This window comes from Streptomyces sp. NBC_00234, assembly GCF_036195325.1.
In the GTDB taxonomy this organism is placed as follows: Bacteria; Actinomycetota; Actinomycetes; order Streptomycetales; family Streptomycetaceae; genus Streptomyces.
Genome location: NZ_CP108101.1, coordinates 5,207,962 through 5,233,451, shown reverse-complemented (window position 1 = coordinate 5,233,451; position 25,490 = coordinate 5,207,962). Strand labels below are relative to the sequence as shown.

The following is a 25,490-nucleotide window of genomic DNA, read 5'->3' as shown; positions in this document are numbered from 1 at the left end:
AGCCATGAGCACCACGACCGGAAAGGCCGCGCAGCCGGCCAAGGTGACGGCCGGGCCGGGGACATCTCAGTCCCCGGCCGCCGGGCCCGGGAACCGCCAGGGTCGCCGAGGTCGCAAGAAGGCTTCGATGGGCGTGCAGAACACAGCCGGCTGGCTGTTCTCCACTCCCTTCCTCGTCATCTTCACCGTCTTCATGGCGTTCCCGATCCTGGCCACGCTGCTGATGAGTTTCACGGACTTCGGGCTGCGTAACGTCACGCGCCCGCTGGACGCGAACTTCATCGGCTTCGAGAACTACGTCAATCTGTTCAGCGACGACAGGTTCCTCAAGTCGCTCTTCAACACGGCGTACTTCGTGGTCATCGGTGTCCCCTTGACGATTGGTCTCGGACTGGTCGTCGCCGTCCTGCTGAACAACGGCATCGACCGCGCGCGGACCTTCTTCCGCGTCGGCTTCTACGCCCCGGTGGTCACGACCATCGTCGCGGTCGCCGTGGTCTGGCGGTTCGTGCTCGACCCGAGCGACGGGCTGATCGCCGGCCTCTTCTCCGAAGTCGGTCTCACCTCGCCCGACTTCCTCGGTTCGGAGACGCTCGCCATGCCGTCGATGATCGCGATGGCGGTCTGGCGCAACGTCGGCACGGTCATGGTGCTCTTCATCGCGGGTCTGCAGGCCATTCCCACCGAGGTCCGGGAGGCCGCCAGGCTCGACGGCGCCGGTGCCTGGCAGGAGTTCCGGGGCATCACGGTGCCTCTGCTGCGGCCCACGCTGCTCTACGCCACCGTGATCACCACGATCGGCTACCTCAACGTCTTCGAGGAACCGTTCGTGATGACGCAGGGCGGACCCTCCGACTCCACCCTCACCGTCTCGCTGAACATGTACCGCGAGGGGTTCAACTTCTTCCACATGGGCTATGCGAGCGCCATGGCGTATGTCCTCTTCGTAGTGATCATGGGCATCACGGTGCTCCAGCTCCGACTGCTGAAGGACAACACCAAATGAGCGCCAGCAATGCACCCGGTGCCGTGCGGAAGGCGCCGGCGAAGACGCCCGAGGGCGGACGCCGGACCCGGAACCTGAAGCGTCCGCTCGTCTATGTCCTGCTGTCGCTCGGCCTGCTGGTCATGTCGGCGCCGTTCCTCTGGATGGCTCTCTCCGCCTTCAAGACGACGAGCGAGCTGTCGGCCAGCCCGCCGGTGTGGATTCCTACCGAGTGGACGCTGGAGAACTTCCGGCAGCTGCTCGACAAGCTGGACCTGCCGCTGTACTTCATGAACTCGGTGATCGTGGCGGTGCTGGTCACCGTCTCGAACCTGGTCTTCTGCTCGATGCTCGGCTACGCACTGGCCAAGCTGAACTTCGTCGGCCGGAACAAGATCTTCGGTCTGGTGCTCGGGGCCCTGATGGTCCCCGGCAACCTGATGCTGCTCCCGCTCTTCGTGCTGATGAGCAAGCTCCAGCTGATCGACTCGTACGCCGGTCTGGTGCTGCCCTTCGCCGCAGGCGCCTTCGGGGTCTTCCTGATGCGGCAGTTCATGCAGTCGATCCCGGACGAACTGCTGGAAGCGGCCCGGATGGACGGCGCCGGCGAGTGGTACATCTTCTGGCGGATCGTGATGCCGCTGGTGAAGCCCGCCCTGGCGACGCTGTCGATCTTCACCTTCCTCGGTTCCTGGAACAACTTCGTCTGGCCGCTCATCGCGACCAACGACCCGGACAAATACACGCTCCCGGTGGCGCTCGCGACGTTCGCCACGGACCCCAACAAGGCCGGTGGCTCCAACGGCATGCTGATGGCCGGAGCCTTCCTGGTCGTGCTGCCGGTGCTGGTCCTGTTCATCGCACTGCAGCGGCACTTCACCCAGGGCATCGCCACGGCGGGCATGAAGTAACCCGCCCCGGCGGCCCCCCGAACACGTACGAGACCGCACCCCGCACCACCGGCGGTCACACCCCTTCACGCACCAGAAAGACATTCCGCGATGACGCACACCCCGGTCCCGTTCCCCGAAGGCTTCCTGTGGGGGGCCTCCACGGCCGCCCACCAGATCGAGGGCAACAACACCAACAGCGACTGGTGGGTCAAGGAACACTCCACCGGCACCCACATCCAGGAGCCCAGCCTGGACGCCTGCGACAGCTACCACCGCTGGCGCGAGGACATGGACACGCTGGCCGGACTGGGCTTCACCGACTACCGGTTCTCCATCGAGTGGGCCCGCATCGAGCCGGCCGAGGGCCGCTTCTCCCGGGCCGAACTCGCCCACTACCGCCGCATGGTCGAGGGCGCCATCGAGCGCGGCCTGCGGCCGATGGTCACCCTGCACCACTTCACCGTGCCGCAGTGGTTCGAGGCGCGTGGCGGCTGGACCGCCGAAGGCGCCACCGAGCTGTTCGCCCGGTACGTGGCGGCCTGCGCACCGGTGATCTCCGAGGGCGTCAGCCACGTCTGCACCATCAACGAGCCCAACATGATCGCGGTCATGGCCGGTCAGGCCAAGCGCGGCGACATCGGCTTCCCCCCGGCCGGGCTTCCGACGCCGGACGACGAGACCACCGAGGCCGTCATCGCCGCCCACCACGCGGCCGTGAAGGAGGTCAGGGCGATCGACGCGGGCATCCAGGTCGGCTGGACCATCGCCAACCAGGTCTACCAGGCCCTCCCCGGCGCGGAGGACGTCACCGCGGCCTACCGTCACCCGCGCGAGGACGTCTTCATCGAGGCGGCGCGCGGCGACGACTGGATCGGTGTGCAGTCCTACACCCGGACCAAGATCGGCCCCGAGGGCCCGATCCCCGCGTCCGACGACGTCGAGCGCACCCTGACGCAGTGGGAGTACTACCCCTCCGCCGTCGGCTACGCCCTGCGCCACACCGCCGAGGTCATCGGCAGCGACATGCCGCTGATCGTCACGGAGAACGGCATCGCCACCTCCGACGACACCCGTCGCGTCGACTACTACGCCGGTGCGCTCAACGAGGTCGCCTCCGCGCTGGAGGACGGGCTCAACATCCAGGGCTACCTGGCGTGGAGCGCGCTGGACAACTACGAGTGGGGCTCCTTCAAGCCGACCTTCGGCCTGATCGCCGTCGACCTCGAAACCTTCGAGCGCACCGCCCGGCCTTCGGCCGTGTGGCTCGGCTCTCTCGGCCGCACCCGGGAACTGCCGCGCCTCGCCGGCTGACGCCGGCCACTGGACCGGGAGCCACCTGACGGCTCCCTCGCGTGCGGGAGCCGTCGGAACCTGACGACCGCCGGCTCCCGCACCGCACCGTCCGGGCCTGCGTCCGAGAGCGCACGGGATCAGCAGACGGGCCGGCCCGGACCACTGCCCCAGGGCAGAACGCGAACGTACAACGGCGCTCCGCGCCTTCAAGGCCAACGAACGAATTCTGCCCACCGCCCCTCCGCGGTGGCTCTTCTTCGAGAGGTTCTGATGGACCGTCGCACGTTTCTCACCGCCGCGGGAACCGGGGCTGCCGCCCTGTCCCTCGGAGCCGTGTCCGCGCCTTCCGCGAGCGCCGCTCATCCTGTTCATGCCCTTGATACACCGCAGCTGCTGCATTGGTTCCGCGATACGTACCGCTCGATCGAGGCGATGACGACCGAGTTCGGTCTCGCCACGGACAAGATCGATGTCAGCGGCCCGGGCGCCCCCGTCCAGTCGCGCCAGACCTCGCCCACCAACATCGGCTGCGGACTCTGGTCGACCGTCGCCGCCGCCGGGCTCGGCGTGATCAGCGAGTCGGCGATGCGCCGCAAGCTGACGCGCACCGTGTCCGCCGTCGAGAAGCTGGAGCGCCATCACGGCTTCTGGCTCAACTGGTACGACGCCCACGACGGCTCGGTCCTGACCGAGTGGCCGGGCACCGGCGACCCCGTCCGCCCGTTCCTCTCCTCCGTCGACAACGCGTGGCTCGTCACGGGCCTGCGGATCGCGGCCGACGCCGAGCCCTCGCTGCGTCCTCGGATCGAGCGCATCCTGGCCACGGCCGACTGGTCGTACTACTACACGCCCTACGACCCGGCCGATCCGGTCGCCGGCCCCGGCCAGCTGCGCGGCGGTTTCTGGACCGACACCGAAGAGCCCACCGGCCACCACTACGGCGCGCTGAACACCGAGCCGCGCATGGCCAGTTACCTCGGCATCGCGGACGGCTCGCTGCCCTCCGACCACTACTGGCACATGCTGCGCACGATGCTCCCCGAGCACGGACAGGAGCAGTCGCCGCAGGGCAGTTACGTCGCCATGGACGGCATCCGGGTCTGGCAGGGTCACTACACTCACCGCGGCAGGAAGATCGTCCCCACCTGGGGCGGTTCGATGTTCGAGGCGCTGATGGTGCCGCTGTTCGTGCCGGAACCGGAGTGGTCGCCGGGCTCCTGGGGCCGCACCCACCAGCGCTACGTGCGCAGCCAGATCGAGCACGGGACGGAGGAGGCGTGGTACGGGTACTGGGGCTTCTCCCCCGCCGACGTTCCCGAGGGCGGATACCAGGAGTACGGCGTCGACGCGCTGGGCATGCAGGTCGACGGCTACGCCTCCAACACCGACCGCACCTACACCACGGACGGGGCGCCGCTGCCGCCCCCGTCCGCTTTCACCAACGGTGTGGTCACGCCCCACGCCTCGTTCCTGGCGCTGCCGTACGCCCCGCAGGAGGCCGTGGCCAACCTGCGCGCGCTCGACCGCGACTTCGGCGCCTACCACGAGGGGCTCGGCTTCCGGGACTCCGTCAACGTCGGCACCGGCCGGGTCAGCGACTTCATGCTCGCTCTGGACCAGGGCATGATCACGGCCGCGCTGGCTCAGGCCCTCCGGCCGGGCCTGCTCCAGCGGCCGTTCCGGACCGGCGGCTTCCGCACCCGGGTGCGTCCACTGCTCGCCAAGGAGCGCTTCAGTATCTGACCGGCGTCGGCGGCGGTGGGGGGCGGGCAGGTCCCGCCCTCACCGCCGAAGGCCCACCGCGGAGGTCCGGGGATCCTGCCGGGCGTCTCCGGGTCGCGGAGGCAGAAGCCCGGACATAGCCTCCCAAATGTGATGCCGCCTGCGAGTCGTACCCGGATGTCCGGATCCGGCAGAGCCCTCCTCACCGCGCTGATCGCGGTGGGCTGGCTGCTCCTGCCCCCCGCGCCGACCGCAGGTGCCGACGACCCCGTCACCCTTTCCCGCGACAGCCAGATCACCGACAAGGTGGGGGCGGTCGGGGACCGCGACGAGGCGGTGGAGGCCGCGCTCGACGCGCTCTTCGAGGAACGCCGCGTCCAGCTCTTCGTCGTGTACGTACGCGACTTCTCCGGCCGGTCCGCGCAGACCTGGGCCGACGAGACGGCCAACCGCAACGGCCTCGGGCAGGAGGACGTGCTGCTGGCCGTGGCCACGCACGACCGGCAGTACGCCTATTCGGTCGACGCGGGTTCGCGGCTCACCGACGAACAGCTGCGGGACGTGGCGAACACCGCCATCGAACCCGCCCTCGCGGCGAACGACTGGGCGGGCGCCGCCATCGGAGCCGCCAACGGCTACTCCGCGGTGCTGGCCGGACAGCCCGTGCCCACCCCCACCATCACTCCCGGTGCCGCCGATCCCGGAACGGGCAGTTCCGACGGCAGCGGCGCCGGGGACCTGATCCTGCCGGTGGCGCTCGTCGGCGGGGCGGGGGCGGTCGCCGTGTACGCGTACACCCGCCGCAAGCGGCGCGCTTCGACCCGCACCACCCCCGGCGCGACCGGCTGGGGCCCGGCAGCGGCAGGCGGGGCCGAGCCGCCGACCCCGCTGCCGGAGCTCGACGCGCGGGCCAAGGAAGTGCTGGTGGACACCGATGACGCGGTGCTCACGAGCGAGGAGGAACTCGGCTTTGCCACGGCTCAGTTCGGGGAGGAGGCCGCCGTCCCCTTCACGGAGGCCGTCACCCACGCCAAGACGGAGCTGACGGCCGCGTTCCGCCTGCGCCAGCAGCTCGACGACGCGTTCCCCGAGGACGACGCGGCCCGTCGCCGGATGCTCGACGAGATCATCAGCCGCTGCGCGGACGCCAACGAACGCCTGGACACCGTGTCGGAGGACTTCGACCGGCTTCGGGCCCTCGAACGCACCGCACCGCAGGCCCTGGCCACCGCCGAGGCCGCCTTCCGCGAGCTCGCGGGACGGATCTCCACGGCAGAGGCCACCCTCACGGGCATGCGCAGCCGGTACGCGGAATCGGCCGCCGCACCCGTCGCGACCGGTATCGAACAGGCCAAGGACCGGCTCCTCTTCGCGACCTCCAGCCTCAACGAGGCCCGCCAGGCCGTGGACGGCGGGGACAACTCCAAGGCCGCGGTGTACGTACGGGCGGCCGAGGGCGCCGTCGGGCAGGCGGCCACGCTCGTCGACGCCGTGGACCGGCGCGCCCAGGAGCTCGCCGAGGCCGCGGGCAGACTGCCGGCCTCGCTCACCGAGACCGAAACGGATCTCGCGGACGCGGGTGGGCTCCTCGAAGGCACGTCCGAGGGGGTGTCGACCGCCGATCTGCGCGGCCGGATCGCCCGCGCCGAGGCGGTGCTCGACGACGTACGCGCGGAGGTGGCGGCCGGTCCGTACGACCCCATCGACGCGCTGCGCAGGGTCGAGGAGGCCGACACCGCGCTGGACGAGGCACTGGCGGGGGCGCGTGAACAGGAGCAGGGAACGCTCCGGGCCCGCTCGCTCCTCGATCAGGCGATGCTCACCGCACGGGCGACGATCGGCGCCGCGGCCGACTACGTCACCACGCACCGGGGGGCCGTGGGCAGCCAGGCCCGCACCCGGCTGGCCGAGGCCCAACGGCGGTGGGAGCGGGCCGGGGAACTGGCGGGGGCGGACGATCCGCAGGGAGCACTCGCCGAGGCGCAGCAGGCGGACGCGCTGGCCGGCCAGGCCCAGAGCCTCGCCGAACAGGACGTACGGAGCTTCGGGAACCAGAACGGACCGGGCGGTGTACAAGGAGGTGGCGGCGGGATGAGCGGGGCGGTGCTGGGCGGAATCATCCTCGGCGGACTCTTCGGCGGCGGGGGTGGCCGGAGCCGGGGCGGGGGCTTCGGAGGGGGGTTCGGGGGTTCCGGTGGCGGCGGGTTCGGTGGCGGTCCCGGCAGCTTCGGCGGCGGGGGCACCCGGGGCCGGAGGGGCGGCGGCGGACGCTTCTGACCGCCGCGGAGAGCCGTGCGCCGCTCGTCGTTCTTCTTGCTCCGTCTCGTTCTTCGTTCTTCATCCAAGGAGAGGTGCCATGACCAAGCAGACCATCCTGGGCCGCGTCACTCAGCTGGCGAAGGCCAACATCAACGCCCTGCTGGATCAGGCGGAGGACCCGCAGAAGATGCTGGACCAGCTGATCCGCGACTACACGAGCAACATCGCGGAGGCGGAGCAGGCGGTGGCCGCCACCATCGGCAATCTCCGGCTGATGGAGCAGGACCACCGGGAGGATGTCGACGCGGCCAGGGAGTGGGGCCAGAAGGCCCTGTCCGCCAGCAAGAAGGCCGACGAACTGCGCGTCGCTGGCTCGGCGGCCGAGGCGGACAAGTTCGACAACCTCGCGAAGGTCGCCCTGGGCCGCCAGCTCCAGTCGGAGAAGGAGGCGAAGACCGCCGAGCCGACCATCGCCTCCCAGACGGCGGTGGTCGACAAGCTCAAGTCCGGCCTCGACCAGATGAAGATCAAGCTCACGGAGCTGAAGTCCAAGCGGGACGAGCTCGTGGCACGCGCCAAGTCCGCGCAGGCGCAGAACCAGATGATGGACGCCGTGAAGAACATCGACGTCCTCGACCCGACCAGTGAACTCAGCCGCTTCGAGGACAAGGTGCGGCGGGAAGAGGCCAAGGCCGTGGGCAAGCAGGAGCTCGCCGCCTCGTCACTGGACGCCCAGTTCGAACAGCTGGACAGCCTGGGCGACAGCGCCGAGATCGAAGCCCGCCTGGCCGCCCTGAAGGTGGCCTGACCGAAGGGCTGAGGGGCCGGTTCAGCCGGCCCGGCCCCCGCCCGTCGCCCGTCGCCCGGTCAGGACGTGCTCAGTACATGCTCAGCAGTTGTTCGACCGAGAGCTCGGCGGCGGGCGCTCCGTCGGGCAGGGCCAGTTCGAACCAGACCGTCTTGCCGCGCGGTGTCCGCCTCGACCCCCACGCCGCGCTCAGCAGGCCGACCAGTTGCAGCCCGCGTCCGCCCTCGTCCGTGTCACGTGCCCGCCGTCGCCGAGGCTGGACGAGGCCCGCGTCCCATACCTCGCACACGAGCGTACGGTCGCGCAGCAGCCGGAGCCGGATCTCGCCCTCGCCGTACCGCAGTGCGTTGGTGACGAGCTCGCTGACGAGCAGTTCGGTGGTGTCCACCAGGTCGTCGAGGTCCCAGGCGAGCAGCTGGGTGCGGGCCAGTTCGCGGGCGCGGCCGACGGAGCGCAGTTCGCGCGGCAGCCGCCAGTCGCCGATCGCATCCGCCGGCAGCCCCTGGATGCGGGCCATCAGCAGCGCTATGTCGTCCTCGCCGTGGCGGGTGTCCAGTGTCGTCAGCACATGGTCACAGACGTCCTCCAGCGGACGGACCGGTGAGGCGAGGGCGCCGCGGAGGGCCTCCAGGCCCTCGTCGAGCGGGTGGTCGCGGGATTCGACGAGGCCGTCGGTGTAGAGGGCGAGGAGGGCGCCCTCCCTGAGCTCCACCTCGACCTCCTCGAAGGGTTCGCCGCCGACGCCGAGCGGCATCCCCGGCGGGACGTCGAGCAGCAGGGCCGGTTCGCCCGGTTCGACCACGACAGGAGGTAGGTGACCGGCGTTGGCGAACGTGCACCGTCGGGTGACCGGGTCGTAGACGGCGTACACACAGGTCGCCAGGTAGACCTCGGAGAGATCCGCCTCACGGGACTTGTGGGCGGCCCGCGAGGGCCACTGGGCGCCGCCACCCCCGCCGAAGCCGTCGCTCCGGTCGCCGCCGCCCGGGGTGCCGAGGCCGCGGGCGACCTCGTCGAGGGCGGACAGCACCTCCGCGGGTTCCAGATCGAGAAGAGCCAGCGTCCTTACGGCGGTGCGCAGCTCCCCCATGGCGACGGCAGCCCGCAGACCGCGGCCCATGACGTCGCCGACGACGAGGGCGGTGCGGTGGCCGGGGAGCTCGATCACGTCGAACCAGTCGCCGCCGACCTCGGTGGCCGTATTGCCCGGCAGATAGCGACAGGCGATGTCGAGGCCCGCGGCCTCGGGATCGCCCGGCGGAAGCAGGCTGCGCTGGAGGATCAGGGCGCGCTCGTGCTCGCGGCGGTAGAGGCGGGCGTTGTCGATACAGACGGCGGCCCGGGAGGCCAGCTCGGTGGCCAGGGCCCGGTCGCGCTCGCCGAAGGATTCGCTGCCCTTCGTCCTGGAGAACTGGACGAGCCCGACCACCGTGTCGTGGGCGACCATCGGAACGGCGAGTGTGGAGTGGACGAAGCTGCTGTCGTCGCCTGGCACGTCCTCCACATGCCCGGTGCGCAGGGCCACGGCACACGGCGAGTTGAACGGATAGCGGTGGACCGAGCCGAGTGCGGGCGGGCCGGTGTGCCCGTCCGGCGCGGAGCTCTCCGGCGCGCTCGCCGACAGCGCGTCGGAGACGGCGCTGGCCTGGGCGACCCGGCGCAGTTCGGCCGAGCCGCCGGAGTCCTGGCCGCGCGAGCCCCAACTGCCGGGCGGGGCCTCCTCCCCCGTGAGGAGCCCTTGGTACAGGTCGACGGAGGCGAGGTCGCAGAAGCCGGGCACGGCCACGTCGAGGAGTTCGCGGGCGGTGGTCTCCAGGTCCAGGGAGTTGCCTATGCGCGCGCCGGCCTCGTTGAGCAGGGCGAGGTTGCGGCGGGCGCTGGCCGCCTCACGGGCGGCCATGTGCCTGCGGGTGACGTCGGTGGCCAGCCCCGCGACACCGACGGGCCGCCCGGCTCCGCTGTGCACGCGGTAGAGGTTCATCGACCAGTGCCGGCCGTCCCCGGCGCCGGGTGCGCTGCCCACCAGTTGGAGGTCGGTGACGGATTCCCCGGTCTCCAGCACGCGCTTCAGGGTGCGGGAGAGCCGGTCGGCCTCCGGGCCGGCGAGATAGTCGTCGACCGTGCGTCCGCGATGGTCGTCGGCCTCGCCGCCGAAGACGGTGGCGAAGCGCTGGTTGGCCCGTACGACGGTGAAATCCGTACCGAACAGCACGAAGCCGAAGGGAGATTGGCCGAATATCGCCTGCGATGCCGCAAGGTCCGTTTCGACCAGCCGAAGTGCCCGGACATCGACGACGATGCAGAGCGCGGCCCGTTCGCCGGTCGCCGTCTCGGTCGGCATGACATAGATCTCGGCGACGCCGTGCGCACCGTCCTCACCCGGCATCCGGAACGGGACGAAGCCCGTCCACTCCTTGCCGTCGAGGATCTCGGCGACCGTCCTGCGGCCGTCCTCCCGGAGTTCGGCGGGCATGAACGCCTCGACCGGGTCCCTGCCCACCACCTCATGAGAGGCCATGCCGAACAGACCGGCGGCACGCCGGCTCCACTGCTCGATCAGCCCGTCGGGCCCGATCGAGAAGGAGGCGATCCTGACATAGTCATAGATCGAGCCAGGTGGGCTGCTCTGCCACACGATGTCGCCCGCTGTCCCAGGTATCTCGCTCACGCGACCGTCCCCTCCAGCTCACACACCGGACCGGTCCTGCCCGCAGTATTCAGCACTACGGCCCCTACCGACACGGCGTTCACGATCACAGCAAGGTCTCAGTCCCTTTCAGCCAGGTTCTGCCCGACCTCTGGTGATCGCTGTGCGTCCCACCCCACTCCTAACCAGGGAGAGCCAGCTCGAACCACACCGTCTTGCCACTCTTTCCCCGACGGGTCCCCCAGCGGCGTGCAGAACAAGCCACCAGCCGCAGTCCGCGCCCCCCTTCGTCGTCGGGTCCCGCACTGCGTTCGGTGGGTACATCCGGAAGCGGATCGGAGACTTCCACCAGCAGCGCGGGCGACGTGGACGGACTGTTCGGAGCGGAGTCGTCGTCCTCGGCGGCGCCCTCGGGACGGGGCCTCACCAGCCGTACACCGATGGGTCCGGAGGCATAGCGCAGGGAATTGGTCACCAGCTCGCTGACGAGCAGTTCGGTCACATCGGCGAGCGCACCGTCGAGCCCCCAGGAACTCAAGGCGTCGCGCACCGCATGCCGGGCGCTGCGCACGGATCCCGGTACCGCCGGAAATTCCCAGGCGGCAGTGTCTCCTTCGGTGTCGATCACGCCGATCACTTCCCAAGACCAGCAGCAGGACGCCCCGGAACAAAGGGGAACAATCACCACATACCCGTCATTCGGTACGCACTACCGCCCGAGACGGCGCATAGGGCGTACGGGTGTACGCGGGGCGTACGGTGAAAGGGGTACCTGCTCAGTGGTGAGCGGCACCCCGGAGGCGGCGCGCTGCCTCGGCCACCGCGGGCCGGTCCTGGTCCAGCCAGTCGACCGAGTCCACCTCGTCCGGCCCGAGCCAGCGCAGCTCGTCGTGGTCCTCCAGAGCGCGGGGTTCGCCGGACACCAGGCCCACCGTCCATACCCGGAGCACGTATCCGGGCTTCAGCGGCCACTCTCCGGGGATGCGCTCCAGCGCCCGCGACTCCACGCCGAGTTCCTCGCGGAGCTCCCGTACGAGCGCCTGCTCGCCGCTCTCCCCCGGCTCCACCTTGCCCCCGGGCAGCTCCCAGCGGCCCGCAAGCTCGGGCGGGGCACTACGGCGCGCGGCCAGCAGCCGCCCCTGGTCGAGGACGGCACCGGCGACCACCACGGAAGCGTTCATACGCGGGAGCGTAGCCGCCCCGGAAGGGCCCCGAAAATGCCGGGATCCGCGAGGCCGGCCGGGTGCCCGGCACCAACGCTACGGGCGGGCGCCCTGCCCCATGCGCTCCACCCAGTACAACTGTTTGTGGCCGCGACTGTCGAGGCCGTCCGCGATCTTCTGGGCCTCTTCCTGCGTGGCGTACCTGCCGACGCGGTAGCGGTTTCCGTTGTCGTCCTGCCGTATCACCAGCCAGGGGAGCACGTCGTTGTTGTCGCTCATCGTGTCCCTCCCGAGCATGTTGCCCCTCTCCCCACCGGAGTGCACGCCTCTAAGGATCCCCAGGAAACCGCAGTACGCATATGCCCGAGCGTACGCCTGACCTTTACTCAGCGGATGCGTCTTTACACAAAGAGATACGCATCAAGCCATGCGTGTGGGGGCGCACGCTCACGCATGCGCCCCCTTGGCCCCCGACACGCCCGTTTCGCGACCCACGGACACCGGCCGCCGCGCGGACAGCGACCGCCCACAGGCGCCGGCGAACCCGCCCTCCTCAGTCCGCCGTACGCACCACGGGCATCGGCAGCAGGACCGGTCCGGCCGACGGGTCCGTGCGGCAGACGTCGCCGCACTCCGCGTCCAGCGAGCAGCACAGCGAGCAGATCGGCCCCGCCTGGACCGGGCAGTCCGCGATGTCCGGCAGTTCGTACGCGGTCTCGCACACCGCGCACGTGTGGGTCGCGGTGATGTCGGCGACCTCGACGTCCGGCCCGTTCACCGGGTTCGGACGGGCCAGGTAGTACTTCCCCTTGGTGGCCCACGCGATCAACGGGCAGAGCACGAGCGACAGTCCGGCCGCGATGAAGGTCGAGAACGCTTCCGCGTATGCGCCGAACAGCCCGAAGAAGGCCAGGATCGACACGGTCGAGGCGATCACCATCGCCCCGAATCCGGCCGGGTTCACCGCGTACAGGTAGGCCCGCTTGAACTCGATGTACGGCGGGCTGAGTCCGATCCGCTTGTTGATGACCAGGTCTGCGGCGACGGCCACGATCCAGGCGATGCCCACGTTGGAGTAGAAGCCCAGCAGCTTGTTGAGGGCCGCGAACATGTTCATCTCCATCAGCGTGAGCGCGATGGCGAGGTTGAGGAAGATGTACCAGACCCGGCCCGGGTGCTTGTGGGTGATCCGGGAGAAGAAGTTCGACCAGGACAGCGAGCCGCTGTAGGCGTTGGTCACGTTGATCTTGATCTGCGAGACGATCACGAAGATCGCGGCGGCGGGGAGCGCGAAGGAGCCCAGCCACGGCTTCAGGGCCTCGATCTGCGGGGCGATCGGCTCCAGCGCGTGCGTCTTGCCGACCGCCTCCAGGGCGACGAAGGCGAGCAGTGCTCCGCCGAGCTGCTTGGCGGCCCCGATGACGACCCAGCCCGGTCCGGCCGCGAGGACGGCAAGGTTCCACCGCCGCTTGTTGGCCTCCGTCCTGGCGGGCATGAAGCGCAGGTAGTCGGCCTGCTCGCCGATCTGGGCGATGAGCGAGAGCGCGACCCCCGTGCCCAGCCCGAAGGCGAGCCAGGAGAAGCCCGAGCCGGCGCCCTCCGTGCCACCGAAGGAGGCGAAGTCGCCCCAGGCGTCGGGGGCTTCGAAGGCGAGGACTACGAACGGCAGCACCATGCCGACGATCCAGACCGGCTGCGTCCACGCCTGCACCTTCGCCAGCGCGCCCATCCCCCGGAACACGATCGGGATGACGATCAGCGTGGTGAGCAGATAGCCGATCTCCACGGGCAGTCCGACCGCCTGATGCATGGCCTGCGCCATGATCGAGCCTTCGAGCGCGAAGAAGATGAAGGTGAAGGACGCGTAGATCAGCGACGTCAGCGTGGAGCCGAAGTAGCCGAAGCCGGCGCCCCGCGTGACCAGATCCATGTCCAGCCCGTACTTCGCGCAGGCCCGTGCAATCGGTATGCCCGTGACGAAGATGATCACCGCGGCGGTGAGGATCGAGGCGAGTCCGCTGGTGAATCCGTAGGTGAAGACGATCGAGGCGCCGATGGCGAAGTCGGCGAGATAGGCGATTCCGCCGAGCGCCGTGCCCGCCACCATCGAGGGCGACCAGCGCCGGAAGGAGTGCGGGGCGTAGCGGAGCGAGTAGTCCTCACGGCTCTCGTCGGCGGCGAGCCTGGCATAGCTGCGCCGTGGCGCGCCGGGCCCTCCTGGCGTACTCGGATCCGGCGCTTCGGCCGTGGTGGTGACTGTGTCCGTCATCGGCGACTTCCCGTTCGTCAGTCCGGTGTGCGGGTAACGAACGGGAAGTTAAGAGCCGGACATGACAAATTGTTGATGCCGGTGATTGCCCGTGCGTAACGGGAGCCGAGGGGGCGTTAACTCGGCGTCACGGGTCGCGGACAAGCCGTTCAGATATCGGTCACGCGACAGGAACGCGCCGCCGCCGGGCGGCAGAGGTCACTTGACCGGCAGGTGATAGGCGATCCGGTAGCGGTCTGCGGGCACCACCACGTCCGCCGTCTCGACGGCCCGGCCCGACGCGTAGTACGTACGCTCGATCACCATGACCACGTGGCCGGGTACGCCGCCGAGCGCCAGGAGCTCCTCCGCAAGCCCCGGCCTCGCGCCGACGTCCTCGGCCACGTTGTCCACGACGACATCGATGGCCGCCATCCGGTCGACCACCCCGCAGCCGCCCAGCGGACCCTCCTCGGGCAGCATCACGGGCGTGCGCCCCGTGACCGCGAGCGGTTCCCACGAGGTGGAGAGCATCATCGGCTCGCCCGCCTCCCGGAAGACGTACCTCGTACGCATCACACGGTCGCCCGGCTCGATGCCGAGCCGTTCGGCGATCTCCGCACTGGCCCCCTCCTGCTCGCTGCGGGACTCCCAGGTGCCGCGCGTACCCTCCGCCGTCTGTTCCTGACGGAAGGGGTTGGCACCGGAACCCGTCCGGTACCCGGAGCGGGCGATCCGGCGCGGGACGGGACGCTCGCGCACATAGGTGCCGGACCCCGAGCGCCCTTCGACCAGGCCCTCGGCCATGAGCACCTTGCGCGCCTCCAGGGCGACGGTGTCCGATACTCCGTACTCCTCGCGAATACGGGCCTGCGACGGCAGGCGGGTATGGGGCGGCAGAGCGCCGTTGACGATCTTCTCTCTGAGATCGCTCGCAACGCGCAGATAGGCGGGCTGCTCACCGAAAGTCACAGGCCACTCCCAACAGGTTGACAGACTGCGACAGCGTCGCAACCGTGGGTTGTGGACCGCAAGCACTGGCCAGAGATTCACTCGAAGTGATGATTCGCCGACGGTCGACGCATACCTCGAACATCAGCACCACGGGAGTCCCGGCCAATCCCTGCCCCGCCCCGGCCGTCCATAACTGCCGGACCCTTGACCCCATTTGGTCCAGACCAATACCTTCCTGTGCAGCACGGCTCCCACCCCCCTTACGCCCCAGCCACACAGGAACGAGCCCCATGCGACGAAGAAGCCTGTCCAGACTGACCGTTGCCGCCTGCGCCTTCGCGCTGATCGCCGGTATCGCCCCCGCCGCCACGGCCGGCCCCGAGCAGGGCAGGGGGCACCACGAACCCGCGTACCGCAGCGTCGGCTACTTCACCCAATGGGGCGTCTACGGACGCGACTTCCAGGTCAAGGACCTGGACACGAGCGGTGCCGCGGCCAAGCTCACCCACATCAACTACGCCTTCGGCAACGTGAACGCCGACGGGAAGTGCTTCACCGGCAATGTGCCCGGCGAGGCCGACGCCTGGGCGGACTACGCCCGTCCGCTGGACGACGCGGGTTCCGTGGACGGTGTCGCCGACACCGGGACCCAGCCCCTCGCCGGCAACTTCAACCAGCTGCGGGAGCTCAAGGCCAAGCACCCCGGTCTGAAGGTGATGATCTCGCTCGGTGGCTGGAGCTGGTCCACCCACTTCTCGGACGCGGCCCGGACCGCCGCCTCCCGCAAGGCGCTCGTCTCCTCCTGCCTCGACCTCTACATCAAGGGCAACCTGCCGGTGGACGGGGCGCGCGGTGGCGCGGGCGCGGCGGCCGGCCTCTTCGACGGGGTCGACCTCGACTGGGAGTGGCCCGGCTCGGCCGGCGACACGGACACGGTCTTCCGCCCCGAGGACAAGCAGAACTTCACCGCTCTGGTGCACGAGTTCCGCACCCAGCTCGACGCGTACGCCAGGAGTTCCGCGCGGCACGCCAGGCCGAAGCACTACGAGCTGTCGGCGTTCGTCCCCACCGCCCCCGCGAAGATCGACGCCGGCTTCGACGTCCGCCGGATCATGCGGGACTTCGACTTCGTGAACCTTCAGGGGTACGACTTCCACGTCTCCGGCGAGAAGAACACCGCCCAGCAGTCCGCGCTGTACGCGAAGGGCGACTTCAGTGTCGACCAGACCGTCCGCGACTGGATCAGGCGCGGCGCGCCCGCGCGCAAACTGGTGATGGGCATGCCGTTCTACGGGCAGGGCTGGACCGGTGTGACGGGCGGCGGTGACGGTCTGGGACAGCCGGCCACGGCCCCCGCGCCCGCCACCTGGGCCGCCGGGTACGAGGACTACAAGGCACTCAAGAAGCTGGCCGATTCCGGGACGTACACGATCCACCGGGACCGGAGGAACGGCCACGCCTGGCTGTTCGACGGCACGACCCTGTGGACCTACGACGACCCGCAGGTCCTGCGCGCCAAGACCTCGTACATCCGTGACCGCGGTCTCGGCGGTGCGATGTTCTGGTCGCTGGACGGGGACACGGACGACGGCGAACTGATGACCGCCGTCGACAGCGGTCTCCACGGGCGCTGACGGAACACGGTGTGGGGCGGCTGCCGGTGGCAGCCGCCCCACACGCGTACATCAACGCCTCACGGGCGCTTCAGAACTCTAGAACTGCAGGGCCCACGAGTTGAGCCGGCCGGTGTCGGCCGCCGCGTTGTCGCTGACCCGGAGCTTCCAGGTGCCGTTGGCGACCTCCGACGAGGCGTTCACCGAGTAGGTGGTGACCACGTTGTCGGCGCTGCCGCCCACGCCGTACGCCTTCAGGGTGTAGACCGACCCGTCGGGGGCGACCAGGTCGATCTTCAGGTCGCCGATGTAGGTGTGCGTGATGTTGACCGGGACGCTCAGCGCGGCCGGCGCGTTACCGGCGACACCGGTGACGGTGACCGGCGCCTCGACCGTGGAGTTGTCCGCGATCGCGTAGCCGGTCGTGTTCTCGAACTTCGGTCCGGGCGGCGTGACCGTACCCGCGCCGACGTTCAGCAGGAGGTTCGGCGAGCCGGTGCCCGGGCTGGTCACCACACCGGTCGAGGCCGCCGCGACTAGTCCGGCCGAGACCTGCGCCGGCGTCTGGCCCGGGTGGTCCGCCAGGTAGAGCGCCGCGGCACCGGCCACGTGCGGGCTCGCCATCGACGTACCGGAGATGGTGTTGGTGGCGCTGTCGCTCGTGTTCCACGACGAGGTGATCGAGGAACCCGGGGCGAACAGGTCCAGGACCGTGCCGTAGTTGGAGAAGCTGGAGCGGGCGTCGGTGTTGGTCGTGGAGCCGACGGTGATGGCCTCGGTGACGCGCGCCGGGGACTTGGTGGAGGCGTTGGTCGACTCGTTGCCCGCCGCGACGGCGTAGGTGATGCCCGACGCGATCGAGTTGCGCACGGCGGTGTCGAGCGCGGAGTCCGCCCCGCCGCCGAGGCTCATGTTGGCGACGGCCGGCTTGACGGCGTTGGCCGTCACCCAGTCGATACCGGCGACGACCTGCGCGGTCGTACCGGAACCGCTGTTGTCGAGCACGCGGACGCCGACGATCTTCGCCTTCTTGGCGACACCGTACGAGGTGCCCGCGACGGTGCCCGCCACGTGGGTGCCGTGGCCGTGGCCGTCCTGCGCGGTGTTGTCGTTGTCGATGGCGTCGTAGCCGTACGAGGCCCGGCCGCCGAAGTCGCTGTGGCTGATCCGCACACCCGTGTCGATGACGTACGCGGTGACGCCCTCGCCCGCCTTGTCGGGGTAGGTGTAACTCTGGTTCAGCGGGAGGGTCTTCTGGTCGATCCGGTCCAGGCCCCACGAGGGCGGTGAGGGCTGGGTGCCCGAGATCGTGAAGGTGCGGTTCTGGACCACGGACTCGACGGCCGGGTCCGCGGCGAACTTCTTCGCCTGCGAGGCCGAGAGTTCGACGGCGTAGCCGTTGAGGGCCGCGCGGTAGGTCTTCTTGATCTCGGCGCCGTACTCCTTGGCCAGCGCCTTGCCCGACGCGGAGCCGGCGTCGGCGGCCGATTCGTCGAGGGTGACGATGTAGCTGCCGCTGATGGCGCCCGGGGCGCCCGCGTTCTCGATCCGGCCTTCCGGCGCGGCCTCCGAGGCGGTGGCCGGGAAGGCCGCCGCGGTGGTGAGCGCCATCGCGGCTCCGGCTATGACGCTCGCCGCGGCCAGTCTTCGACGGGTGTACGGGGTGTGACGCATGTGAGGGGTCCTCCTCATCGGCGGTGCCCTGGTGGGGGGTAAAACCGGCATGCGCATGACAATCCAGCCATCACAGCGCCACGTTCCGCGCGCTGTTCCGAGGGTCGGCATGCCCTGCTGCCGACGAAAGATTGACCGATCCATAGGAATCACACAAGACCGCCTTGGGGATCGCCATGCATCTGCCATTCACCTGCCATCCGCCTGACATGCTGGCCGGCATGGCCCAGTACCTCTGCCCGCAGGACGGGACCCGAGCCGACACGACCACGCTGACCTGGTGCTGCCCCGTCTGCCGGGGCCCCTGGGACCTCGACTTCGGGATCTCCGCAGGGCTCTCGCTCAACTCCCTGGCCGGGCGGGTCAATTCACTGTGGCGTTACGAAGAGGTTCTTCCGCTCGCCACCCCGGCGACCTCGCTCGGCGAGGGCCGCACCCCACTGGTCCCCCTCACCGGCACGGTCTCGGCCAAGCTCGACTTCCTCATGCCGACGCTCTCGTTCAAGGACCGCGGCGCCGTGATGCTCGCCGAGCTCGCCCGGCGCCTGGATCCGCGCCGCGTGGTGGCCGACAGCAGCGGCAACGCCGGAACCGCCGTCGCCGCCTACTGCGCCCGGGCCGGGCTGCCCTGCACCGTGTACGTCCCCGAAGGGACCTCCCCGAAGAAGACCGAGCAGATCCGGGCCCACGGCGCCCGGCTGGAAATCGTCCCCGGCGACCGCGAGGCCACCGCACGGGCCGCCCGCGCCGCCGCGGACGCACCGGGCACCTTCTACGCCTCGCACGTCTTCAACCCGTACTTCCTGCACGGCACCAAGACCTACGTGTACGAGCTGTGGGAGGACCTCGGCGGGACCCTGCCGGACACCATCGCCGTCCCGGTGGGCAACGGGACGCTACTTCTCGGCGCCGCGCTCGCCACGGCCGAACTGCACGCCCAGGGCCTGATCGAGCGGCGCCCCGCGCTGATCGCCGTGCAGGCGGAGGCCGTCTCCCCGCTGGCCGCCGCCTTCCGGGCGGGCGCCGACGAGCTGCCGCCCGCCCGCGCGGACGACGGGCCCGCCGCCGCCACGCTCGCCGAGGGCATCGCCATCCCCCGACCGCCTCGCGCCCGCCAGATCCTGGCGGCGGTGCGCGCATCGGGCGGCACCTTCCTCACCGTGTCGGAGGACCGCATCCGCAGCGCGCAGCTGGACCTGGCCGCCCGCGGCCTCTACGTCGAGACGACCGGGGTGGCCTGCTGGGCGGCCGTGGGCGACTGGACCGACCGCAGCGTGGTCGTGCCGCTGTGCGGCGCCGGGCTGAAGACGGGTACGGCCGCCCCGCGCTGAGCGGAGCCGCCGGCCTGCCGAGGACCTCCGGCGCACTCCCGCGGTGGGCACTTCGAAGCACACGGGTCCGCCACGCGTGCCGTGCACACGTCCGCGCCCTCGCGTTCCCTACCTTCGTACGGTGAGACTCTCGCGCATCGCTCTCCTGACGTCCTTGGTCGCGGGCACAATGATCGCGCCCCTCTCCCCCTCGGCGGCAGCCCCCCGCGACACACCGCGGACCGCACCCTGCACGCCGGCGCGGGACAGCGGCGGTTCCTGGTCGCAGACCTCCACCCGGTTCGGCGAGGCCGACGGATACGACCCGTACGTCGGCAACGGATATCTGGGCCACCGGGTGCCCGCGACCGGCGCCGGATACGCGGCGACGGGCGAGAAGACCGGCTGGCCGCTGTTCACCCCGCGCTACGACGGCGCGTTCGTCTCCGGGCTGTACGCCCGCGACAAGAAGACCGCCGAGGGCCGCGACGTGATCGCCGCCCTGCCGAGCTGGACGACGCTGGACGTGCGCGTCGGCAGGGAGACCTACGGCTCCGGCACCCCGGCCGGCCGGATCTCGCACTACCGCCAGACGGTCCTCCTGCGCTGCGGCGTCGTCGTCACCTCGCTGCGCTGGACCACGGCCGACGGCCGCGCCACCGACCTGACGTACGAGGTACTGGCCGACCGCTCCGACGTCCACACCGGTGCCGTACGCCTGCGGATGACCCCGCACTGGGACGGCGAGGCGACGGTGACCGGCCGCCTGGACGGGCGCGGCGCGCGCCGGCTCGCGGTGGCCGACGACGGCACCTTCCGCACCCTGGGCAGCGGGACGGCGGGGGCCGTCGTCCAGACGATGCGGCGCGGCTCCGGGGTCGTCGAGACGCTGCGGCCCCCGTCCCGGAGCACCCGGAACCCACGGGCCACGCCGGTGCGCAGCGGACGCACCTACACCTTCGAGAAGTACGTCGGGGTCGACACCGCCCTCACTTCCCGCGATCCGCTCGGCTCCGCCCGGGCCGCCGCCCACCGGGCCGCCCGGCGGGGCTGGTCCGGTGTCTACGCGGCCAACGCCGCCGCCTGGCGCGAGGCGTGGTCCGCCGACATCTCCGTACCCGGCAGTCCCGCACTGGAGGGCCACCTGCGGGCCGCGCGGTACGGGCTGCTCGCCAACACCCGTCCCGGCTCCTCGGACAGCATCGCCCCGGCCGGTCTGACCAGCGACAACTACGCCGGCATGGTGTTCTGGGACGCGGAGACGTGGATGTACCCGGGGCTGCTCGTCACCCACCCGGAGCTGGCCCGTTCCGTCGTCGAGTACCGCTACCGGACCCGGGGCGCCGCCGCCGAGAACGCCCGGAAGCTCGGCTACCGCGGTCTGTTCTATCCCTGGACGAGCGGCAGCAGGGGCCGGCTGTACTCCGAGTGCCAGAGCTGGGACCCGCCGCACTGCCTGACGCAGAACCACCTCCAGGGCGACATCGCGCTCGCGGTCTGGCAGTACTACCTGGCCACCGGGGACCGCGCCTGGCTCGCCGGGCGCGGCTGGCCGCTACTGAAGGGCATCGCCGAGTTCTGGCAGTCGCGCGCCACGGCCAACGACGACGGCAGCTACTCCGTGACGAACGTGGCGGGCCCCGACGAGTACAGCAACGGCGTCACCGACGGCGTCTTCACCAACGCCGTCGCCGCCACCGCGCTGCGCCGCGCGACCCGCGCGGCCGAGCTGCTCGGCCATCCGGCGCCGGCCGCCTGGACCCGGGTCGCGGACGGTCTGCGCATCCCGTACGACAAGAAGCGGAAGATCTTCCTCCAGTACGCGGGGTACAACGGCTCGACCATCAAGCAGGCCGACACCGCCCTGCTGATCTACCCGCTGGAGTGGCCGATGGAGCCGGGTGCCGCCGCGGCCACACTCGACCACTACGCCGCGCGCACCGACCCCGACGGCCCGGCGATGACGGACTCGGTGCACGCCGTCGACGCCGCCGCGATCGGGGAGCCGGGCTGTGCGACGTACACCTATCTCCAGCGCGCCGTGCGCCCGTTCGTCCGCGGACCGTACGCCCTCTTCTCCGAGGCGCGCGGCGAGAAGTCCGGGGCGCAGGACCCCCTTTCCGGCTTCCCCGCCGAGGATTTCCTCACCGGGAAGGGCGGCTTCCTCCAGGTCTTCACCCACGGGCTGACAGGGCTGCGGCTGCGCGAGGACGGGGTGCGGCTCGATCCGATGCTGCCGCCGCAGCTGCGCGAGGGCGTGACGCTGACGGGCCTGCGCCACCGGGGCCGTACGTACGAGGTGGCGATCGGCGCCCGGCGGACCGAGGTCCGGCTGACGTCCGGCGCCCCGTTCACGGTCCATACCCCCGCCGGTCCGCGCCGGCTCGCGGGCACGCTGACCCTGCCCACCCGGCGCCCCGACCTGACGCCGACGTCCAACGCGGCGCGGTGCCGCCCGGCGACGGCCACCTCCGAGACCCCCGGGCTGTACGCGGCAGCCGCCGTGGACGGCAGCCCGGCGACGGCCTGGTCCCCGGACGGGGCGAAGGGCGCGCTGTCGGTGGACCTGGGCCGGGTGTCCGCGGTCACCTCGTTCGTCCCGCGGTGGAGCGACGTACGACCCGAGGCGCACCGGCTGGAGACCTCGCTCGACGGCGGTCACTGGCAGCCGTACCGGTCGGGTACGGCTGCCCGGTACGTACGGGTGACGGTGACCTCGGCGGATGCGGAGAAGCCCGCGGGCATCGACGAGCTGACGGTCGGGACGGCCGGGTAGCGCGGAGTCCGCGCGCCCCTGGCACCGCCGCACGTGCAGTTCGGTGCCTCGCGTTACCGGGCGGAGGCGGTGGCTTCGGCCCGCGCCGCGGAGGCGGTGGTCCCGGCCCGTGACGCCTGGAAGCGGCGGAAGTGATCGGTGCGCTCCCCGGCTGCCAACAGGGGCGCGAACAGGGACCGTTCCAGGTCGAGCCCGTCCTGGAGCGGGCCTTCCATGCTCGCGTCGAGTGCCTCCTTGGCCGCGGCCAGCGCCCCGGCCGGACAGGCGGTGTAGCGCCGGACCCACGCGCGGGCCGTCCCGATGAGCTCCTCCTCGGGGACGACGGCGTCGACGAGTCCGATACGGGCCGCCTCGTCGGCGTGCACCATGCGGCCGGAGAAGACGATGTCCTTCGCCCGGGACAGCCCGATCAGCCGGGGCAGCCGCTGGGTTCCGCCGGCGCCGGGGATCAGCCCCAGCGGCGTCTCGGGAAGGGCGAAGCGGGCGGTGGGGGTGCAGATGCGTACGTCCGCGGCCAGGGCGAGTTCGCAGCCGCCCCCCAGGACGAAGCCCTCCGCGGCGGCGATGACGGGGACGGGCAGGGCGGCGACCTGCCGGGTCAGCCGGCTGATCCGCTCGGCGTAGTCGGCGACCTCGTCCGGCGGGAGCGTACCCATCTCCTTGACGTCGCCACCCGCCGAGAAGTGGCCGTGGGCGCCGGTGAACACCACGGCGCGCAGCCCCTCCCGGTCCTCCAGTTCGCACAGCGCCAGCTCGGCGCCGAGCTGCTGGGCCGTGTCGAAGAGGTTGAGCGGCGCCCGGTCCAGGCACACCCAGGCCACGTCGTCCTCGTAGGCGATCCGCACGCTCACAGCAGTCCGCCGTTCACTTCGAGGACCTGCCCGTTGACGTACGAGGCTGCCGGGCTGACCAGGAACACCGCCGCGCTGACCGCCTCCTGGGGCGTTCCCGCCCGTCCGGCGAGCAGTCGCGGCCAGTACGCCTCCTTCAGCCGTTCGTCCGCGCAGACCGCTTCGCCCATGCCCACGGTGAGGATGCCGGGCGACAGACAGTTCACCCGGACCCGCCGGGTGGCGAACTCCACCGCGCAGCAACGGGTGAACGCCTCGATCGCCGCCTTCGACGCCACGTACGCGCTCGCCCCGGGGGCGATCCGGCCGGTCATCGCGGAGGACAGGGTCAGGATCGTCCCGCCACCACTGCGCTCCAGGTGGGGCAACGCGGCCTGGACGGTGTGGAACACGCCGTCCACGTTGGTGCTCATCACCTCGCGCCAGTCCGCCGGACTGAGCTTGCGCACCGTGCCGTTGCGGGTGATGCCGGCGTTGGCGACGACGATGTCCACACCACCGAACCGGTCGGCGGTCTCGGCCATCAGGCCGTCGACGGACGAGGGGTCGCGTACGTCGGCGGACGTGTAGCCGACGGACTCGCCGTACCGCTCGACGAGTTCACCGACCTGACCCTCGCCCCTGGCACCGCACATCACCTGCGCCCCCGCCGCGAGGAAGCCTTCGGCGAGGTGCCGTCCCAGACCGGCGGTACCACCGGTGACGACCGCCCGCATCCCGGCGAGAACCCCTCCACCACACGAGAGTTCAGCCGTCCCGTGCCCGGGAACCGGGACGCCGGTCACCCTCGGAATCGAATCAACACTCGGGATGCCCATCGGCCAACCTTCTGTCGTTCCACCTGATCAGCGGTCATCGTGCCACCGGGTTCACGGCGGCTCGCCGTCCTGCGCGTCCACGTCGGAGTGATTCCGGGGCGCCCGTCTCGCACAGTGGTACGAGGGAGAGGAAACGGCACGTCCGGGCGGGTGGCCACGGGGGTCCGTTCACCCGAATGAGGGCCGCTGACTTGGACGTTGGCGGTTCGGGAGCCGAGGATCCAACAGCCCCCAGACCCGTCGACGCTGTCGGCCACCGAACCACGGGAAGCCCTTCACCATGGATCTCACCAGCCCTGCCCCCGGCACCGCCCCGCTCGGCCGTCCGGCGGACACCGAGCCGTTCCCGTACGAGATCGCGGGCGCCCACGCGGATGTGGGAACCGTCATCGGCATGGACGCATGGGCGGAACGGACCCGCGTCCCGGACCGGCACCGGCCCGGCCACCACCTGGGCGGTGCGGCCATCACCAGACTGCTCGGCGTGCAGGGCAAGAGCTGGGACCCGGCACGCTTCGCGGGCGTCGAGTCGGTCGCCGCCGTCGCCCGGCAGGCCATGGACCACGCGGGCCTGACCCCCTCCGACATCACCGCGGTCGTCGTCGTCACCTGCACGCCCTACCAGGTGATGCTCGACCAGGACACCTTCGCGCTCATGCGGCAGCTGAACATCCCCGACCGCGTGCCGCCGGTCCAACTGGGCGCGGGCTGCGCGGGTCTGGCCCGCGCGGCGGCGGTCGTCTCGGCCATGCGAGCCGAACGCGCCCTGGTCGTCGCGTACAACATCACGAGCCTCGTGAGCACCGGCCCCGACGGCACCCTGCTTCCGCAGTACGCCGAGAACTCCGCCCACCCGCACGGCAAGAACATGTGGGCCTCCCCCGCCCTCTTCTCCGACGGAGTGGCGGCCCTGGTCCTGCGCCGCAGCGAGGAGGCCGACGGGGTGCTGCTCTACTCCCGCGACAGCCTGGCCTTCGACGGCGGCCCCGGCATCACCGACCCGCTGATCCACTTCCTCGGCGGCGGCGCCGCCCGGCCGGCCGGCACTCCCGGAGCCGACGAGCTCTCCGCGTACGGGATGAACTCGCCCGAGATCCGCCGGTACTACAGCGCCGGCATGAGGCTCAACCACCAGGCGCTGGAGTCGGCGCGGCCCGGCTACCTCAAGGAGGTCACGCGCCTGTACACGCACCAGGCCCATCCCTTCCTCGTCGACGCGTTCCTGGCCGAGACGGACATCCCCGCGGAGATGGCCCCGGGCAACGCCCGCGCCATCGGCAACACCGCCGCCCCGTCCACCCTCGCGCTGCTGCACGCCGACCAGGAGGCCGGGAGCCTGGCCGGCGGCGACCTGGTGTGCTTCTCGGTGGTCGGCTCGGGCCCGGAACGGGGCGCGTTCCTCGCACCGCTCGCGGTGCGCTGAGCGCTCCGGTCCCCGTCCCCGTCCCGGTTCCGTGGCCGTCACGGATCCATGAC

General features: G+C 70.9%; 19 protein-coding genes. 10 read left to right on the top strand and 9 right to left on the bottom strand.

The annotated features are described in order from the left end of the window. Positions 1-4: 4 nt before the first annotated feature. From OG230_RS23190 to OG230_RS23165, 6 genes are all read left to right on the top strand, one after another. Positions 5-1,006 (top strand): carbohydrate ABC transporter permease, encoded by a 1,002-nt coding sequence (locus OG230_RS23190; RefSeq protein ID WP_328905641.1) that lies wholly within the window; start codon positions 5-7, stop codon positions 1,004-1,006. Beyond that, complete coding sequence (locus OG230_RS23185; RefSeq protein ID WP_328905640.1) at positions 1,003-1,896, top strand: carbohydrate ABC transporter permease; 894 nt, start codon at positions 1,003-1,005, stop codon at positions 1,894-1,896. Before OG230_RS23190 ends, OG230_RS23185 begins: the two co-directional genes overlap by 4 nt. Before the next feature lie 90 nt (positions 1,897-1,986). Next, on the top strand, positions 1,987-3,189 hold the full coding sequence (locus OG230_RS23180) for a glycoside hydrolase family 1 protein (protein WP_328905639.1): 1,203 nt from the start codon (positions 1,987-1,989) through the stop codon (positions 3,187-3,189). A gap of 252 nt (positions 3,190-3,441) precedes the next feature. Further along, the gene (locus tag OG230_RS23175; protein WP_328905638.1) at positions 3,442-4,914 is read left to right on the top strand and encodes a glucoamylase family protein; all 1,473 of its coding nucleotides are present in this window, start codon (positions 3,442-3,444) and stop codon (positions 4,912-4,914) included. 132 nt (positions 4,915-5,046) lie between these two features. Beyond that, the gene (locus OG230_RS23170) at positions 5,047-7,170 is read left to right on the top strand and encodes a TPM domain-containing protein (RefSeq protein ID WP_328905637.1); all 2,124 of its coding nucleotides are present in this window, start codon (positions 5,047-5,049) and stop codon (positions 7,168-7,170) included. Between the two features lie 79 nt (positions 7,171-7,249). Beyond that, complete coding sequence (locus OG230_RS23165) at positions 7,250-7,960, top strand: PspA/IM30 family protein (RefSeq protein WP_328905636.1); 711 nt, start codon at positions 7,250-7,252, stop codon at positions 7,958-7,960. Between the two features lie 70 nt (positions 7,961-8,030). Here the strand turns inward: OG230_RS23165 and OG230_RS23160 are convergent, their stop codons facing one another. The 6 genes from OG230_RS23160 to OG230_RS23135 form a co-directional block, all read right to left on the bottom strand. Then, positions 8,031-10,595, bottom strand: a complete 2,565-nt coding sequence (locus OG230_RS23160) for a SpoIIE family protein phosphatase (protein ID WP_328911501.1) — start codon at positions 10,593-10,595, stop codon at positions 8,031-8,033. 193 nt (positions 10,596-10,788) lie between these two features. After that, the gene (locus tag OG230_RS23155) at positions 10,789-11,244 is read right to left on the bottom strand and encodes an ATP-binding protein (RefSeq protein ID WP_328905635.1); all 456 of its coding nucleotides are present in this window, start codon (positions 11,242-11,244) and stop codon (positions 10,789-10,791) included. Positions 11,245-11,383: 139 nt separating this feature from the next. Next, a complete protein-coding gene (locus OG230_RS23150; protein ID WP_328905634.1) occupies positions 11,384-11,788 on the bottom strand; it encodes a (deoxy)nucleoside triphosphate pyrophosphohydrolase in 405 nt (134 codons plus the stop codon). 78 nt (positions 11,789-11,866) lie between these two features. Beyond that, positions 11,867-12,067, bottom strand: coding sequence for an SPOR domain-containing protein (locus tag OG230_RS23145; RefSeq protein WP_328905633.1), 201 nt, complete (start codon positions 12,065-12,067; stop codon positions 11,867-11,869). Between the two features lie 256 nt (positions 12,068-12,323). After that, on the bottom strand, positions 12,324-14,039 hold the full coding sequence (locus tag OG230_RS23140; protein WP_328905632.1) for a purine-cytosine permease family protein: 1,716 nt from the start codon (positions 14,037-14,039) through the stop codon (positions 12,324-12,326). A gap of 198 nt (positions 14,040-14,237) precedes the next feature. After that, complete coding sequence (locus OG230_RS23135) at positions 14,238-14,990, bottom strand: GntR family transcriptional regulator (RefSeq protein ID WP_328905631.1); 753 nt, start codon at positions 14,988-14,990, stop codon at positions 14,238-14,240. Positions 14,991-15,262: 272 nt separating this feature from the next. Between OG230_RS23135 and OG230_RS23130 the strand changes: the two genes are divergently transcribed. Then, positions 15,263-16,606 carry a glycoside hydrolase family 18 protein gene (locus OG230_RS23130; RefSeq protein WP_328905630.1) on the top strand — a complete coding sequence of 448 codons (1,344 nt, stop codon included), beginning with the start codon at positions 15,263-15,265 and terminating at the stop codon, positions 16,604-16,606. Positions 16,607-16,684: 78 nt separating this feature from the next. On the opposite strand, the gene OG230_RS23125 is transcribed toward OG230_RS23130, so the two are convergent. Continuing rightward, the gene (locus OG230_RS23125) at positions 16,685-18,259 is read right to left on the bottom strand and encodes a S8 family peptidase (RefSeq protein WP_328905629.1); all 1,575 of its coding nucleotides are present in this window, start codon (positions 18,257-18,259) and stop codon (positions 16,685-16,687) included. Positions 18,260-18,480: 221 nt separating this feature from the next. Here OG230_RS23125 and OG230_RS23120 point away from each other — a divergent pair, with 221 nt between their 5' ends. Further along, the gene (locus OG230_RS23120; protein WP_328905628.1) at positions 18,481-19,590 is read left to right on the top strand and encodes a threonine synthase; all 1,110 of its coding nucleotides are present in this window, start codon (positions 18,481-18,483) and stop codon (positions 19,588-19,590) included. A 169-nt stretch (positions 19,591-19,759) separates the two neighbouring features. Continuing rightward, complete coding sequence (locus OG230_RS23115) at positions 19,760-22,345, top strand: discoidin domain-containing protein (RefSeq protein WP_443051599.1); 2,586 nt, start codon at positions 19,760-19,762, stop codon at positions 22,343-22,345. 53 nt (positions 22,346-22,398) lie between these two features. Here the strand turns inward: OG230_RS23115 and OG230_RS23110 are convergent, their stop codons facing one another. Both OG230_RS23110 and OG230_RS23105 read right to left on the bottom strand, forming a co-directional pair. Continuing rightward, positions 22,399-23,196, bottom strand: a complete 798-nt coding sequence (locus OG230_RS23110; RefSeq protein WP_328905626.1) for an enoyl-CoA hydratase/isomerase family protein — start codon at positions 23,194-23,196, stop codon at positions 22,399-22,401. Next, entirely contained in the window at positions 23,193-23,912 is a 720-nt protein-coding gene (locus tag OG230_RS23105) for an SDR family NAD(P)-dependent oxidoreductase (protein WP_328905625.1), read from the bottom strand. The genes OG230_RS23110 and OG230_RS23105 overlap by 4 nt, the downstream gene beginning before the upstream one ends. 382 nt (positions 23,913-24,294) lie before the next feature. On the opposite strand from OG230_RS23105, the gene OG230_RS23100 reads away from it, so the two are divergent. Beyond that, positions 24,295-25,437 (top strand): 3-oxoacyl-[acyl-carrier-protein] synthase III C-terminal domain-containing protein, encoded by a 1,143-nt coding sequence (locus OG230_RS23100; protein ID WP_328905624.1) that lies wholly within the window; start codon positions 24,295-24,297, stop codon positions 25,435-25,437. Positions 25,438-25,490 lie beyond the last annotated feature (53 nt).

Bases quoted from the DNA above. Each gene is read 5' to 3' on its own strand.
- OG230_RS23190 (WP_328905641.1), top strand. From the start codon at position 5: ATGAGCACCACGACCGGAAAGGCCGCGCAGCCGGCCAAGGTGACGGCC.
- OG230_RS23185 (WP_328905640.1), top strand. From the start codon at position 1,003: ATGAGCGCCAGCAATGCACCCGGTGCCGTGCGGAAGGCGCCGGCGAAG.
- OG230_RS23180 (WP_328905639.1), top strand. From the start codon at position 1,987: ATGACGCACACCCCGGTCCCGTTCCCCGAAGGCTTCCTGTGGGGGGCC.
- OG230_RS23175 (WP_328905638.1), top strand. From the start codon at position 3,442: ATGGACCGTCGCACGTTTCTCACCGCCGCGGGAACCGGGGCTGCCGCC.
- OG230_RS23170 (WP_328905637.1), top strand. From the start codon at position 5,047: ATGCCGCCTGCGAGTCGTACCCGGATGTCCGGATCCGGCAGAGCCCTC.
- OG230_RS23165 (WP_328905636.1), top strand. From the start codon at position 7,250: ATGACCAAGCAGACCATCCTGGGCCGCGTCACTCAGCTGGCGAAGGCC.
- OG230_RS23150 (WP_328905634.1), bottom strand. From the start codon at position 11,788: ATGAACGCTTCCGTGGTGGTCGCCGGTGCCGTCCTCGACCAGGGGCGG.
- OG230_RS23145 (WP_328905633.1), bottom strand. From the start codon at position 12,067: ATGCTCGGGAGGGACACGATGAGCGACAACAACGACGTGCTCCCCTGG.
- OG230_RS23140 (WP_328905632.1), bottom strand. From the start codon at position 14,039: ATGACGGACACAGTCACCACCACGGCCGAAGCGCCGGATCCGAGTACG.
- OG230_RS23130 (WP_328905630.1), top strand. From the start codon at position 15,263: ATGCGACGAAGAAGCCTGTCCAGACTGACCGTTGCCGCCTGCGCCTTC.
- OG230_RS23125 (WP_328905629.1), bottom strand. From the start codon at position 18,259: ATGCGTCACACCCCGTACACCCGTCGAAGACTGGCCGCGGCGAGCGTC.
- OG230_RS23120 (WP_328905628.1), top strand. From the start codon at position 18,481: ATGGCCCAGTACCTCTGCCCGCAGGACGGGACCCGAGCCGACACGACC.
- OG230_RS23115 (WP_443051599.1), top strand. From the start codon at position 19,760: ATGATCGCGCCCCTCTCCCCCTCGGCGGCAGCCCCCCGCGACACACCG.
- OG230_RS23105 (WP_328905625.1), bottom strand. From the start codon at position 23,912: ATGCGGGCGGTCGTCACCGGTGGTACCGCCGGTCTGGGACGGCACCTC.
- OG230_RS23100 (WP_328905624.1), top strand. From the start codon at position 24,295: ATGGATCTCACCAGCCCTGCCCCCGGCACCGCCCCGCTCGGCCGTCCG.